This window comes from Coleofasciculus sp. LEGE 07092, from assembly GCF_015207375.1.
In the GTDB taxonomy this organism is placed as follows: Bacteria; Cyanobacteriota; Cyanobacteriia; order Cyanobacteriales; family Coleofasciculaceae; genus LEGE-07092.
In genome coordinates this window covers 1-13,467 of record NZ_JADEWY010000088.1, presented here as the reverse complement: position 1 = coordinate 13,467, position 13,467 = coordinate 1, and the positions used below count along the sequence as shown (strand labels likewise).

General features: G+C 46.3%; 14 protein-coding genes. 6 read left to right on the top strand and 8 right to left on the bottom strand.

What is annotated here, in order from left to right; all coding sequences use genetic code 11:
• Positions 1 to 138: 138 nt before the first annotated feature.
• Entirely contained in the window at positions 139 to 714 is a 576-nt protein-coding gene (locus IQ257_RS19895) for a hypothetical protein (RefSeq protein ID WP_193876490.1), read from the top strand.
• An 83-nt stretch (positions 715 to 797) separates the two neighbouring features.
• On the opposite strand, the gene IQ257_RS19890 is transcribed toward IQ257_RS19895, so the two are convergent.
• From IQ257_RS19890 to IQ257_RS19865, 6 genes are all read right to left on the bottom strand, one after another.
• A complete protein-coding gene (locus tag IQ257_RS19890) occupies positions 798 to 3,662 on the bottom strand; it encodes a GAF domain-containing protein (RefSeq protein WP_193876488.1) in 2,865 nt (954 codons plus the stop codon).
• Positions 3,663 to 4,051: 389 nt separating this feature from the next.
• A complete protein-coding gene (locus IQ257_RS19885; RefSeq protein ID WP_193876487.1) occupies positions 4,052 to 5,008 on the bottom strand; it encodes a glutathione S-transferase family protein in 957 nt (318 codons plus the stop codon).
• Positions 5,009 to 5,058: 50 nt separating this feature from the next.
• The gene (gatC, locus tag IQ257_RS19880; RefSeq protein ID WP_193876485.1) at positions 5,059 to 5,352 is read right to left on the bottom strand and encodes an Asp-tRNA(Asn)/Glu-tRNA(Gln) amidotransferase subunit GatC; all 294 of its coding nucleotides are present in this window, start codon (positions 5,350 to 5,352) and stop codon (positions 5,059 to 5,061) included.
• 22 nt (positions 5,353 to 5,374) lie between these two features.
• Positions 5,375 to 5,896, bottom strand: a complete 522-nt coding sequence (locus tag IQ257_RS19875) for a photosystem I assembly protein Ycf3 (RefSeq protein ID WP_193876483.1) — start codon at positions 5,894 to 5,896, stop codon at positions 5,375 to 5,377.
• A gap of 85 nt (positions 5,897 to 5,981) precedes the next feature.
• A complete protein-coding gene (locus IQ257_RS19870; protein ID WP_193876481.1) occupies positions 5,982 to 6,818 on the bottom strand; it encodes a pentapeptide repeat-containing protein in 837 nt (278 codons plus the stop codon).
• Between the two features lie 43 nt (positions 6,819 to 6,861).
• The gene (locus IQ257_RS19865; protein ID WP_193876509.1) at positions 6,862 to 7,503 is read right to left on the bottom strand and encodes a hypothetical protein; all 642 of its coding nucleotides are present in this window, start codon (positions 7,501 to 7,503) and stop codon (positions 6,862 to 6,864) included.
• Between the two features lie 370 nt (positions 7,504 to 7,873).
• Between IQ257_RS19865 and IQ257_RS19860 the strand changes: the two genes are divergently transcribed.
• Entirely contained in the window at positions 7,874 to 8,395 is a 522-nt protein-coding gene (locus tag IQ257_RS19860; RefSeq protein WP_193876479.1) for an orange carotenoid protein N-terminal domain-containing protein, read from the top strand.
• 10 nt (positions 8,396 to 8,405) lie between these two features.
• On the opposite strand, the gene IQ257_RS19855 is transcribed toward IQ257_RS19860, so the two are convergent.
• Positions 8,406 to 8,723 (bottom strand): hypothetical protein, encoded by a 318-nt coding sequence (locus IQ257_RS19855; RefSeq protein ID WP_193876477.1) that lies wholly within the window; start codon positions 8,721 to 8,723, stop codon positions 8,406 to 8,408.
• A 155-nt stretch (positions 8,724 to 8,878) separates the two neighbouring features.
• Between IQ257_RS19855 and fabD the strand changes: the two genes are divergently transcribed.
• The 4 genes from fabD to IQ257_RS19835 all read left to right on the top strand — a co-directional run bounded on the left by fabD (position 8,879) and on the right by IQ257_RS19835 (position 12,082).
• A complete protein-coding gene (fabD, locus tag IQ257_RS19850) occupies positions 8,879 to 9,763 on the top strand; it encodes an ACP S-malonyltransferase (RefSeq protein WP_193876475.1) in 885 nt (294 codons plus the stop codon).
• Positions 9,764 to 9,845: 82 nt separating this feature from the next.
• Positions 9,846 to 10,484 carry a lysophospholipid acyltransferase family protein gene (locus tag IQ257_RS19845; protein ID WP_193876473.1) on the top strand — a complete coding sequence of 213 codons (639 nt, stop codon included), beginning with the start codon at positions 9,846 to 9,848 and terminating at the stop codon, positions 10,482 to 10,484.
• A gap of 102 nt (positions 10,485 to 10,586) precedes the next feature.
• Positions 10,587 to 11,639, top strand: a complete 1,053-nt coding sequence (locus IQ257_RS19840) for an AI-2E family transporter (protein ID WP_193876471.1) — start codon at positions 10,587 to 10,589, stop codon at positions 11,637 to 11,639.
• A 149-nt stretch (positions 11,640 to 11,788) separates the two neighbouring features.
• Positions 11,789 to 12,082, top strand: a complete 294-nt coding sequence (locus IQ257_RS19835; protein WP_193876469.1) for a DUF2288 domain-containing protein — start codon at positions 11,789 to 11,791, stop codon at positions 12,080 to 12,082.
• An 82-nt stretch (positions 12,083 to 12,164) separates the two neighbouring features.
• Here the strand turns inward: IQ257_RS19835 and IQ257_RS19830 are convergent, their stop codons facing one another.
• Positions 12,165 to 12,779, bottom strand: a complete 615-nt coding sequence (locus tag IQ257_RS19830; protein ID WP_193876467.1) for a YdcF family protein — start codon at positions 12,777 to 12,779, stop codon at positions 12,165 to 12,167.
• Positions 12,780 to 13,467: the final 688 nt, after the last annotated feature.

The window sequence follows — 13,467 nt, the reverse complement described above, 5'->3', positions numbered from 1 at the left end:
GCAAAAACTCATATTTTTTGGCTGAGACGGTATAATATTTTCTTTTGCATTGTACGTGACCATCCACAGGAACTAGATTTTGGCACAATTGGTTAAGTGACTTTCATAACCAGGGCGTTTTGCTAAAACGTTGGATTTATGCCACATAATAATCAGCCTTTGCGCTTGCATCTTAATCACTATCGGTCCTATATTGCAATTTCCTATGAGGATATGGAAGTCGGATTTTGCACGCCGGAATTTGCCGCTAAAATTGTCGAGACATTTAACGAACACGAAAGGCTCCTTGAAGATAACGAAACGGTCAACAAAGCCTTTAAATTGGCTTGTTTGGAATTACTCAGACAAACAGGAGTCAACGCCAATCAGCTTAATCGGCGGATGAAAGACTACTTGGATAAAGCTAAACGCCCGGAGCATGGAACTCGCGCCCTCGCCTTTATGCTTCGCGAAAGGCAACAGGAACTTGATGTTAGCAATCGAGAGTTTGCACGCTTTTGCTATTCTTATAAATTGTCCCCTCAAGAGCTTAAAGGTGTTTTTGAGGGTAAAGATATTCCTGATAGTCAGCTAAAAGCTCTAGCCCGAATCCTGGGCAAATCCATTGAAGAATTGATGGAAATTCGGGATGGCTTTAGTGATACCGAACTCAATCGGTTGGCTCGAATTTTAGGAACCTCGAATGAGGAGTTGTCTAAGGTGTTTAAAGGTTGAAGTTGAGATTAGATAGGGAGGATAAAGTTAGGCTGTAGAGACGTCCGATGTCGCGTCTGTACAGAAAATTAGTAACTCCCTTCTCACCCCATAATCCCAGGAAGTACCACGGCAACTTGATTGTTAAATATCTCCATATCCCTTTGATCCTCTTCGTCAAAACTAGCCCTGAAATATTCGGGAACATCGGGCCACTCAGCCGGATTGTACTCCGTAAAATCTCCAGATATGCGTTTGTTGACGAGTTGAGTTACAGCCAGCAATTCGCCGTCACAACTCATCACAGGCAGGCAGAGCAAGCTGCAAGTGCGATAGTGAGTTTTTTCGTCCGTTCTCCTGGCGATTTCCGAGTCGGGATGGTCGTATAAATCGAAGGAAATATTCAAAGGCTGACCGGTTTGAGCTACCTTGCCAGCAAAACCTTCTCCCAAAGGCACTCGTGTTTCGATTAAAGAACCATCCGCTTGCGGGATTTTCGTCCACAATTCCTTGGTTTCGTAATCGATCAACCAAAGGGTTGTGCGATCGGCATTGGTGAGTTGTTTTGCGGCTTGCATCACCGTTTGAATGATTTCTTCTGCATTTCCACCACTGCTCTTGCTAACTAAGCTAATAGCCTGATAGAGGGGATCGATCGCTTGACGTTGCTCTCGTAGGGTGCGAATTTCTCGATGAAACGCTTGAAAAGCTTGCAAGATGGGAAGCATTGATTCCGTCCGCGCTCTCAAGTGATCGGCATCGGTTTGCATAAAACCATGAGGATTAATCTGTGTCGATAGCGGAACCCCCGGATCGATGGGAAATTTTAGTTTATTAAACGAACGAATAATGGCTACTATACTTCCCTTTCGATCCACCACGGGAAACAATAACAAATTTTGCAGGTTATTGATCAGGTTTGGCTCAATGCCAATATGGATCACAACATCATTCACTTTGCTCGGTTTGTTGCTGGCTTTGACCGATTTGGATTTGACAATTTTACCGGCTATGCCTTGACTCGCTGAAATCCGAATTTCTTTAGCATCCGTTTCGTCAGCTCCTTGCACAAGCGACCACAATTCGCTTTCTTCGGCATCCATCAAGAAAATAGTCGTGTGCTGGGCTACCAGTAATTTCCGAATCGATGTGTTAACAAAACTCAACACGTAATAGATAGCATTGTAGAGCGCATCATCACTCTCATCGACTACCGCATTGCCCAGTATAGCTAAGGTGTTATAAACCGATTCCTTCGGCTCAATTTGAGCTAACTTTTTCAGGGTTTCATGAGTCTTAACGAATTGGAGAATAACTCCCACTCGTTCATTGAAAACCTGCATAGCTTGGCGGTCATTTTTGTCAAAGCTCGCCTTGAAGTAGTCGGGAACAAGGGGCCAGTCCTCTTTGTTATACTCGGGATGCTCCCCTGGTTTACGCTTGTTGATTAATTGGGTAATACCCAGCAATTCCCCATCCGGACTAACCACTGGCATACACAGCAAGCTGCAAGTCCGATAGCGGGTTTGCTCGTCAGTTTTTTTGGCATTTTCGGCACTGGGGTGATCGTACAGATCGAAGGGGATAATCATCGGTTTCTGAGATTGAGCCACTTGACCGACAAAGCCCACCCCAACTCCACATCGTACTTCCCCTTTCCCAGGCAGTTCCGTCCACAAGTCACCTCGGTCATTATCCACCAACCATAGGGTACTGCGGTCAGCATTCATCAGCTTTTTGGCAGCATTCATCACCCGTTGCAAGATGGCTTTCGTATCTAAATTAATCTGGTCGAGCGATCGCGTGGCTTCGGCGAGGGCTGCGGTTGCTCGCAGTTTCTTTGTGACTTTGTAGCAAGACTGGCAGCTCTCTAGAATCCGTCGAATCGGTATAACGCATTTCGCTAACCGTTCTAGGTCTAAGGTTGTAAAACCTTTTCCCTTGATTTCCGGTTGATTGTCACCCGGCAACTTGTTTAGTAACTGGATGACTGCAATCAGTTGCTGGTGTTCATCTAAAATCGGAAACGCTAATATATTTTCGGTGCAGTAATTGTATTTCTTGTCAAATTCTTTAACCAGTACAGCACGGGGGTCTTCATAAACATTATGGGGAATGTGGATAACTTTCTTTGTCTGTGCTACCTGACCGGCGATTCCTTCCCCAACCCGCACCTGAATATCGAGAAATTCGCCCTCTTCATTCTCTGCGACGAGGGACCACAGTTCGGTCTTTTCATCATTCAATAAAAAAATCGTGGCACGGTCTGCACCCAATAATTCTCCGACTTTCGAGGTGACGTCCCGCAGCACCTCATAAAGAGCTTGAGCCGAACCATGGTCTTCAGCTTCACTGTCTGTCTTAGATAGTATCTCCACTTGAGAGACTAGCAGTTTGCGTTCCAACTCAGACAGGGTTTTTAGAAATTCTGAATCAGTGGGTTCAAGCTCAGACTGTATCGCATTGATGGCGTTTTTTACCCACTCTGGGTTAAAAATAGATTCGTAGATGCGATTGTGAACCCTTAACTTGCCCTGATGCTTGAGGACTAACCCTAACATCCGCAGTTCTTTCTGTTCGGAGGTGTCATTGGCAGTCGCTTCTCCCTGCTCTAGAATTCGCTGATAGAGCTTTAATAGCCTAATAGTGCGGGACTTGCGCCTCAACAGGCGATCGCGAATCGTCCGCAAGTGGATTAGTTCTTCACAATTTTCCCAATTTTCAATCCAACGCGATCGCACCAAGTTTTCCACCCATTCAGCTTCAGCACCCAGAGATGGCGAATTTTGGGCATCGACAATTAGCTTGCAGAGCTGGTGAGTCAGAAAAGGCTGTCCTCCCGTCCACCTCAATACTTCGACTAGTAATTTTTTGTAATTCTGAGATTTTTCTTTTAATGCCCTAGCGATCAGCAAACCGCTATTAGCACCTTCGGGATGATTTGACTGTTCAGACAACTTGGAGATCATAGCGCAACCTGGTACAAATGCGTTGGAACTTGAGAGCAACTCCGGTATTGGCTGCGGTCAGAAGCCGCTACCGACCCGTGCATGATTGTTTCTAGACTATCCCTCCCACCCCGCACAACAGATCCAACCCGTGAAAAATGGCAGAACTGCTGTATTGACAATAAAATGAAAATGTGTATAAACCTAAATTAATATCAGCCTACTACTTTTTGGATAAACTCGTCCAAAGAATTGATCCAAAAAGCCTTCTCTGATTTTATTCCTGAAAACTGGATAAATGGGGTATTCAGCATCTTCCCTTCTCTGACTACAGCAGCGAAGGCGCAAGCCCCCCTGTTTTAATCCGGGGGAGCTTTAATCGGCAATGGTTTATCGAGTGAACCCGAAACTCACCCCCGATTGTGGGGTTCCTCGAAGTTAATCTCCGGACCCTTGGGAATAATGCGACTAGGATTAATATGGGGGTGACTTTTGTAATAGTGCTGCTTAATCTGCTCTAGATTGCAGGTATCTTTAACCCCTGGCTGCTGGTAGAGGTCTTTGAGGTAGTTCCACAAATTGGGATAATCGACAATCCGCTTCCAGTTGCACTTGAAATGCACATAATAAACGGGATCGAACCGCAAGAGTGTTGTAAACATACACCAGTCAGCTTCGGTAATGCTGTCACCACACATATAACGTTGCTTGTCTAGAACCGCTTCCCAATAGTCGAGATGCTTGAATAATTCCGTTACCGCCTCTTCATAGGCATTTTGAGTTGTGGCAAATCCGGCTCGATACACACCGTTATTGATGGGTTGGTAGATAGCGTCCATTGCCTGGTCAATCGCTTCCCCTAGATTCTCCGAATAGAAGCTAACATCAGAATGAGCGATCGCTTCAAATTCCCTATCAAACATTCTTATAATTTCACGGGATTCATTATTGACAATTGTGTTCGTTTCCTTATCCCAAAGAATCGGCACCGTCACCCGCCCCGTGCAGTTTGGGTCAGCTTTAATATAGACTTCCCGCAAATAGCGAGCACCGTTGACCCGATCAGGAATGCTACCAGGAGCATCGGAAAATTCCCAGCCCTCTTCATCCATAAACGGGTCAACAATTGAAAGACTAATCCCATCCTCCAACCCCTTCAATTTCCGCATAATCAGCGTGCGGTGCGCCCAAGGACAGGCAAGGGAGACATAGAGATGATAGCGTCCCGCCTCGGCTGTAAAGCCTGTCGAACCATCAGCCCTCACCCAGTGGCGGAACTTGGTTGGATTGCGCAGGAATCGCCCCTGCTCGTCTTGCTGGTAGGCTTCGTGGGTCCACTTGCCGTTTACTAGCATTCCGGTTGCCATACTTTCCTCCTTTTTTTTCTTTCCCCCTTACCCTTTTCCCTTTTTATTTCCTACTCTTCTGTCGTGAGGATTTGCGGCACTTTGAAAAAGTCACCATCTTGGTCAGGAGCCTCTCCCAGCAAGGCTTCTCGCTCTGGGTAAGGTTGCAACTCATCCGATCGAGTCACATTACTGACATCAATCGCCCTGGTAGTTGGCGGCACGTCATCCGTGTCCAATTCACTGAGCTGTTGAAAGTAGTCCAAAATGCTATTGAGCTGAGGGAGAAATTGTTCCTCTTCTTCAGGAGTTAGCTCCAAACGGGCGAGATTAGCAACTTTGCGAACTTGCTCTTGGTCAATCATGGGATTAATTATTGGTCATTCACTAAAAATAAACATCAATCGCTGATCGCCCTGAGGTTTTCAGCCAGTTTTGTGCCTCAAGATAATTGTTGGGGGCAAGCCGAATCGCTCGTTTCCAGTATTCAGCCGCTTGGTTATACAGTGCTTCAGCCCCATCCTTGTCTCCAGCTTCTTTTGCCTGATCACCTTGGTAGTGGTAAATCACAGCAATATTATTGAGGGCTTGAGGCAGGCGAGGGTTTTCCTCGAGTGCCTGATGATAGATTTCTAACGCTCTCTTATGTTCACCGTTGCTGGTGTAAATCAGTGCCATGTTGTACAGAACCAAGCTGCGATCGTAGGGGTCGTCCTCTAACTCTAGAGCTTGGTTGTAATTATCTAAGGCTTCGGCATATTCACCATCCCCCTGAGCCGACATACCATCTCGATAATAGACAAAGGCTTCTTTGGCTCTCTTGTTAGTGGGCAGAAGCTTGAGGATGAGATCTGCCATCACAGTGAAGGTTTTATCAACGAAGTTGTCGTTACGTTGGCTTCTTGGCATAGTTACTACTCTATTCGGCTAGTAAATCATCGTAACTTGTTTGAAGAGAGTAGAGACATATACAACGTTTTTACCGCAGGTAACGCTAATCGTGGATAGTGCCATCAGGCATCCTCGTTCCCCGAAGGTTGGCTTGCTCTAGGTTAGCGCCTTCGATATTAGCTTCTGTGAGGTCAGCTCCGCGTAGGTTAGCGGCTTCTAAGTCAGCTTCTCGGAGGTCAGCCCCAGATAAATTAGCTTTACAGAGGTTCGCCCATCGGCAGTCTGCTCCTTCCAAGTCAGCAGCGCTAAGGTTTGCCCCGAAGAGGTAAGCACTGCCCAGGTGAGCTTCACTGAGATTGGCTCCACTTAGGTCAGTTTCGTATAAGTAAGCCCCAATGAGTTCAGCGTCGTGGAGGTTGGCATCACTGAGATTGGTATGATTTAGGGTAGCTGCAATCAGATTCGCGGCGCTGAGATTCGTTCTCCTCAGATTAGCCTCATTGAGAATCGCTTGCCGGAGATTAGCACCAATTAAATCGGTGCCAATCAGGTTGGCATGGCTGAGATCAGCGTGGCTAAGATTGGCTTTTCTAAGTTCAGCCCCAATCAGGTTGGCATGGCTAAGAGCAGCATGGCTAAGATTGGCTTCAATCAGGTTGGCATTAACTAAAGAAGCTTCGAGTAGGTTCGCCTTAAGTAGGTGAGCGAGACTGAGGTTTGCAAGGCTGAGGTTAGCGCCGCTAAGATTGGCTTCAATAAGGTTGGCTAGTTCCAGTTCAGCTTTTTTCAGGTTAACCCCTCTGAGGTTAGCGCCTCTGAGATTGGCTCCTTTGAGGTTAGCCTCGCTGAGGTCGGGTTCTATCGTTTGGTTTTGGCTTCTCCACCTCATCCATCTCGCCTCTCCCTGCTTGAGTAGCGTTAGATGCTCTGTATTTGCCATTCAATTAGAGTCTCCGATAGCTTTGAGTCTCGAAGTCGCTCGCTTATTCGTTGCGCTTATTGGCAGGATTTTCACGACCTGGTACGCTTTCGAGGGCGGCTATGGTTGCTTGCGAAGCGGCTATGATATCCCGTTCTTCTCCACCCAAGTAGAGGCGTCCGAAGCTGCCGACTGCTGAAATTTGCAGGATGTTAATCAATGCTGCTTTCTCGGCTTCGTTTGCTGCTAGAGCAGCGTAGGCGGCTGGTACAACTTCTAACACATAGAGCGTTTGCCCTGCGAGCAGCATTTGTCCGCGTCGGTTGCGATTAATCAGTTGGGTTTGGTGAGCGTCAATATTGCGGATAATTTGGCTGGAAATGACGCGGGGTTTGAGGCGTTCTTTTTCACTAACCCCCAAGGCGTCTAAAATCGCCTTGCCCGCCGCCCTTGTCTCTCCTTGGCTGCTGGCATGAACTTCCAGAAGCCCGTAGAGTCGTTCTACAACTTGCACTCCTGGACGCACAGAGGTGGATTTGAGGGCAATATCGGTAATTCGATTAATTTCGATACCGGGTGAGATTTCAATCCACAGCGAGGTATCTCCTGGCAAGGGCAAGAACCCTAGTGACACCGTCCCCATGTAAGCGGCATGTTGAGGCTGCAAGTTATCCAGATATACATAAGAACGCAATTCTATACCCAAGATTAGTTTCTCCGTCTGTTGGGGTAAAACGGGTTGAACGTGCAACATCCGAGTTTACCGAAAATGGCGCACGAAAAGCCCCTGATTTTCCAGTAATTGGGATGAAATGGCAGCAAAAGCCAATAAATGCCTGCTTGGGAGTCCTTTTTTGTCTGCCCATCAGTGGATCGACTTGCTCCTAACCCATGGTTGGGTTGGCTTTGTCTTTTGGCAAGACTGCTCCAGTCTTTTAATTTTTGCAAAATAGCTTCTAATACAGGAGTCTCACTTACGCCAAAATCCAAAGTTTATTGATTTGCTTTAACATTTTATTACAATGGGGGAGAGCAATTCTAAAGAACTGTTAACTTACCCTCGCTTTGTGCGCGTAATGACGTTTCTCACGAACCAAACTTCCACGTCAACCCTTGACCCAACACCAGCTATCGAAGACGCTGTTGCCGCCTTCGGGCGTCTGCCAGTTGACGAGCGATTGGGATTGCTGTGGATCATTTATCAGAATCTCGGTAGCTCTCTGACTCAGATTCCGGCTGGTGCGGCACGGTTATTCTTGACCCAAGGATTGTTGCATCGCATCAAACAAATGTCGCCACCAGAGCAGTTGGCTGCCATAGGCAACCTACTGACAAACTCAGATACACCCATCACCCGTCAGTACGGGCTTTTTGCACCTAACACGAAGCTGGCTTTTTGGTATCAGCTCTTTGAGTGGATGTCTCAGGGTGAGGTTGCGCCTCCAGCCGATGGCTACAAGCTCTCATCCCCAGCCTTGGGGCTATTAAAAGCGATCGCATCACTGGACTTGAACGAACAGATTGCAGTAGTGCGTCTGATAGCTGACGGTATGGGTGTTTCCCCTCTCAGTGAAATGGCACTGACATCAGACGAATAGCTGTGAGCCGTTAATCTTCTTCAACCTCTAAAAGACCAACGGTAACGGCAGCAAAGGCAAACGCCAGACCTAACGGCATTGGCGACCTATAAAAGTAGCTTAAAATGGCGGCGACAACCGTTAAAATCACAGCTCCCAGTGACCACAGTTTTTCTTCTCTACTTAATCCCTTTTCAGCTTTGATCGACTGTAAAACCTTAGGGGGAAGGGGTTCGGGCATGACTGCCCCCGGCGGGAATGCCCAATAGAGATTGCGCTCGACATACAAATCTGTCCAGCCGTTCTCATAGCACCATTCGTGCAGCCAATCTTCACAGTAATGTTTCATCGATTTTTGTTAAATTATGTTAAATTAACGTACTTTGCAATTTAGACTAGATAAGGATAACAAAACTGAGTCAGGTCTATAAAAACACCTAGGTCAGATCAGATGCATCCCTCCTGAGATAATAAATACCCTGACCCTTAACTAAAGAACAGCGAATGACTAAAACCGCATGGGTATTTCCAGGACAGGGTTCTCAGGCAATCGGCATGGGAATAGATTTAGCTGACTTGCCAACTGCCAAAGCTAAATTGGCACAAGCTGAACAACTACTAGGCTGGAACGTTCTGGAAATTTGCCAAAGCCAGGATGACAAGCTTTCTCGCACCCTTTACACCCAGCCGAGTCTTTACGTTATCGAAAGCATTCTGGCAGATGTCATGCAAGAACGGGGACATCAACCCAACCTAGTCGCCGGTCACAGCTTGGGAGAATATGTCGCGCTTTACGCGGCTGGAGTCTTTGACTTTGAGGCTGGGTTAAACCTCGTCCAACGTCGGGCACAACTGATGGACAGTGCCGCAGGCGGGATGATGGCGGCTTTAGTTGGCTTTAACCGCGAACAGCTAGAACAAAAACTTCAGCAGACGGATGAAGTGGTACTTGCTAACGATAATAGTCCGGTGCAAGTGGTAATCTCTGGAACACCGACAGCCGTAGAAGAGTTACTGAGCCAAGTAAAAGCCAAGCGAGTTGTCCGATTAAATGTATCGGGTGCTTTTCACTCTCCGTTAATGGCACCAGCCGCAGCCGAATTTCAGAAGGTTTTGGAGTCTGTTTCCTTTACTGATGCCCGAGTGCCAGTACTATCGAATGTGGAACCCCTACCAGCTAATGACGGGGCAGTTTTAAAGCAGCGCCTCCAGGGTCAAATGACTGGCAGTGTACGCTGGCGAGAAATCTCCATGCAGCTACCGGCAGCCGGAATTGAGAACGTGGTGGAAATTGGACCTGGGAAAGTCCTCACGGGTTTGATTAAACGAATGTGTCCTGATTTAGTGCTGAAAAATGTTGGTAGCCTTGCAGACCTACCAGAAGAATGAAGAATGAAGTGTAAAGTATGAAAGTCAACGTCTATGCAAGAGCGCAGAGTGTCAAATTCAACTCTTTTATCCTTCATTCATTATGGTTAAAAGCCGCGAACCAGTTGTCAGCCTGATGCTCTACCACGCCTTTAAATGGTCGGTAGTCAGCCCGATGCTTCATCTATACCTTCGGGGTCGCATTTACGGTGCTGAAAATGTGCCGATGGACGGTCCGTTAGTAGTCGTCAGTAACCATGCGAGCGACTTTGATCCCCCCATCCTATCCAGTTGTATGCAACGTCCGGTGGCATTTATGGCAAAAGAGGAACTGTTTCGCGTCCCAGTTTTGAGGCAAGCTATTGAATTGTACGGTGCTTATCCGGTAAAACGGGGAGCAGCAGACCGGAGTGCAATTCGCGCTGCTCTTAACTGTCTGTCAGAGGGATGGGCTGTTGGTTTGTTCCTAGAAGGCACGCGCACCCCTGATGCTCGCATTTCCAACCCGAAGCTCGGTGCCGCCTTGATTGCTGCTAAAGCCCAAGCCCCCCTGTTACCGGTCAGTTTGTGGGGGACTCAGGCAGTTTTTCAAAAGGGTTCACCAATACCCAGACCCGTACCAGTAACCGTGCGAATTGGTCAACCTATAGACCCCCCTATCTCAACCAACCGGGAAGACTTGGAAGCCTTAACGCAGCACTGTGCAGAGGCAATTCACGCCCTGCACGACTTGGGGCGCTAAGGGAATTTGAAATCAAATTAAGTTATCACCCAAGAAGTTTCCAGTCAGGAAAGAGGAATCGGTAATTAATGGTAAGGGTGCAAATTAAATGTGCATTAACCTATGAATGAACCCCCATCCCGAAGGATTTGGGAGCGACTGAACAACTGGATGCTAGTTCGCTTTTTGTTGTTTTGTGCTTCTGGCTGGGCATTCGTACAAGTTTTAGATTTTTTTAAAACAATTATCCTTCTCTTTACATTCGCAGCCCTGATTGCTTTTTTACTCAGCTATCCCGTGCGATGGCTGCACCGTTTTTTGCCTCATACTGTTGCGGTTATCTTAGTTTTTTTTGTAGGGATAACGGTAATTGGGGGTATAGCCATTATCGTCGGCATATCCTTTGTATCACAGTTGCAACAGCTAACTAGCAGTTTGCCCGACTTTTTCAATTCTCTAGCACCGCTCGTAGAAAGGTTAGAAGAGTTCCTGGAAAAACGAAATATTTTAATAGACTTAAATGTAATTGAAGACCAAATTAGGGAAAAACTTTTAACGGGACTTGAGCTGGGCATCACTTACAGCTTGGCAACCTTACAACGTTTTTTTACAACGTTGTTAAATTTAATTTTAATTACAGTTATTGCTTTTTTTATGCTACTTGATGGAGAAAGACTTTGGGTTTTAATTCTCAAGTTTTTTCCAATACATTTGCGGGGCAGGCTGACAAGAGTTATTCAGCGTAATCTATTGGGTTTTTTAAGGGGACAAGTAATCTTAACCCTATTTCTCTCGACTTCTACTTTTATTGTATTTTTAGTATTGGCAGTGCCTTTTCCATTACTTTTAGCTTTGGTAGCGGGTTTGTGTGACACCATACCAGGAATTGGAGCCACGTTGGGTGTTATCACTGTAGTTGTGTTTATTTTATTCGCTCAAAACATTTGGCTTGCTTGTAAAGTTTTAATAGCTTGTATTATTCTTCAACAAATTCAGGATAACTTGATTGCCCCCAGAGTTATGCAAAACTCTATTAATATTAATCCTGTTGTTGTATTCTTTGCTTTGCTAGTGGGAGCAAAGATAGCCGGTATACCAGGTATTTTCATTGCAATTCCCATTACTGGTGTTATTGTTAATTTGCTAGATATTGATGAAATGAGGGGGGATCTGTAGCTTTAGTTGAGCTTATTAAAATAGCAAACTAATTTATTCAATTCAAATGAATTTAGTTTTTGTCAGAGAATAATTTTAGCTTCGTTGCTTCATTTTAGTAACCCCACCCCTGTAAAATAAAACCTAATTCAAGTGAAAATTTTGGGACAATGCCGGATTTAAGAGCAGAACTAGAACAAACAGTCGATGAAGCAACCTGGGATTTACTCATTCCCCATGTCAAACGCGATGCAGTAATTTTTGTGACTCAAGAATTGAATTTAGTGGATGTGGGGGTAGCGATCGCTCGTGATGATATCCTGTCGATACAATCTTGGATTAGCAAACAGCAACTTCACAAGCCTTTCTCCGAGCAACTAGCCGATTGGAATACTGACAAAACGAAGCGATTCCAGGCTCTAATCGTGCAGCCTTACGTCTTAGTACAAGAACTTGCAGGGTAGGAGCGCAATGAACCCGATGACAAAGAGGACAAGGGGATTTTTGATGTGTTACCCTCCCCCATCTTCCCTAGCCCCTAGCCTCTTATCTCTCTAAAATACCTGATATCTGACTAAGGTTGGCACCTGTGTGACCGGTTGCCACCCAAAGTAACGCTCTTGCACCATCTCGCACGCACTTCTCAATGGGTTCAGGTTCGCGCCCTAAGGCAACGGGTATAGGTTTGAGTACGATTCCTCGACTACCAAATACAATTTCACCGATTACGCGAGCGCGACGCATATGATCGTCAGACGTAATTAAGTAGACGCTATCGATCCCTTGGGCTTTCAACTCATCAACCAACGTCGTGAAGTTAGTGACAGTATCAGTCGCTTGATGGTCGATATGCAACTGAGTGCGAGGAACTCCGGCTTTAGCAAAAACCTTTTGTGTATACCACTCTGGACTTCCCGAAGATACCCAAATATGGAGTTCTGGGTACTGTTTGGAAAACTTAGCAGCAAATAGCTCTCGCTCCTCTTCCCCTCCTAAAACCAAAATGGCGTCCGGTTGCACAAAGTAGCTTTCAATTTGCTTGTAGCTACAGACTGCCCCGACCATTAGAATGGGGATCAACCAAGACAGCCATTTAGCTTTAGAGCGTCGAGGTTGTGAAAATAAATACTGTCGCTTGCGGGAAGAAATCCTCAAAAGCATGAATAAACCGCTGAATCAGGTAGTGAGGAGGATCGCTTGACTTAAACTCGCTCGGTAAATTGCCCGAACAATTGCAAGTTACCAGTCTAAGGGTACTGTTAACCGTCGCGCAATCCGTCACGGAAAAAGCTCAACTTCCCCTTTCAGTCTTTCCACTCTGATCCTCTGGCAGTCCGTACAGATTTGGAAGCTTAAGCAATTTAACTTGCACGTTCTCTGATAAAGAAAAGTAGAGGGGAAAGGAAATAAGGTTCTCCTGTATCAGGGCTTACCTTTTTCCTGTTTTCCCATCCCAAGGTTAACGGGACTGGCCGGATTCGAACCGGCGACCTAGCGCTTCAGATTGGTGTGAGTTTCCCCACTCTCTGGACTATACCTTCACCCTAGGTTTATACCCTTTAGGTGGTGGCCGTCTAGTCTCTCCACCTTCCTGGTTTATACTTGTACGACCCGAGCGATCGCACCAACTCAGGCTTGGCTCGGTATTGCCTTGGAGTACAAGAGAAGCTTATTACTCTTTAGGGTTTACCGAATTTGACCACATTCACTCATAGAATTTCTTCCATGGTGCCCAATTATTCAGGAGGCGCTTGCTCTATCCATCTGAGCCACAGCCCCAATTTACGCCCTCATTATAGCGTGTTGGCAAAAATTGGAGTGGCAGGGGGGCAGGTGGGCTGGGGAGCGG

What these genes read in the sequence shown, in the direction of transcription:
- fabD (WP_193876475.1), top strand. Translation starts at nt 8,879, where the DNA reads ATGACTAAAACCGCATGGGTATTTCCAGGACAGGGTTCTCAGGCAATC.
- IQ257_RS19840 (WP_193876471.1), top strand. Translation starts at nt 10,587, where the DNA reads ATGAATGAACCCCCATCCCGAAGGATTTGGGAGCGACTGAACAACTGG.
- IQ257_RS19835 (WP_193876469.1), top strand. Translation starts at nt 11,789, where the DNA reads ATGCCGGATTTAAGAGCAGAACTAGAACAAACAGTCGATGAAGCAACC.
- IQ257_RS19860 (WP_193876479.1), top strand. Translation starts at nt 7,874, where the DNA reads ATGACGTTTCTCACGAACCAAACTTCCACGTCAACCCTTGACCCAACA.
- IQ257_RS19890 (WP_193876488.1), bottom strand. Translation starts at nt 3,662, where the DNA reads ATGATCTCCAAGTTGTCTGAACAGTCAAATCATCCCGAAGGTGCTAAT.
- IQ257_RS19855 (WP_193876477.1), bottom strand. Translation starts at nt 8,723, where the DNA reads ATGAAACATTACTGTGAAGATTGGCTGCACGAATGGTGCTATGAGAAC.
- IQ257_RS19895 (WP_193876490.1), top strand. Translation starts at nt 139, where the DNA reads ATGCCACATAATAATCAGCCTTTGCGCTTGCATCTTAATCACTATCGG.
- IQ257_RS19830 (WP_193876467.1), bottom strand. Translation starts at nt 12,779, where the DNA reads ATGCTTTTGAGGATTTCTTCCCGCAAGCGACAGTATTTATTTTCACAA.
- gatC (WP_193876485.1), bottom strand. Translation starts at nt 5,352, where the DNA reads ATGATTGACCAAGAGCAAGTTCGCAAAGTTGCTAATCTCGCCCGTTTG.
- IQ257_RS19875 (WP_193876483.1), bottom strand. Translation starts at nt 5,896, where the DNA reads ATGCCAAGAAGCCAACGTAACGACAACTTCGTTGATAAAACCTTCACT.
- IQ257_RS19885 (WP_193876487.1), bottom strand. Translation starts at nt 5,008, where the DNA reads ATGGCAACCGGAATGCTAGTAAACGGCAAGTGGACCCACGAAGCCTAC.
- IQ257_RS19845 (WP_193876473.1), top strand. Translation starts at nt 9,846, where the DNA reads ATGGTTAAAAGCCGCGAACCAGTTGTCAGCCTGATGCTCTACCACGCC.
- IQ257_RS19870 (WP_193876481.1), bottom strand. Translation starts at nt 6,818, where the DNA reads ATGGCAAATACAGAGCATCTAACGCTACTCAAGCAGGGAGAGGCGAGA.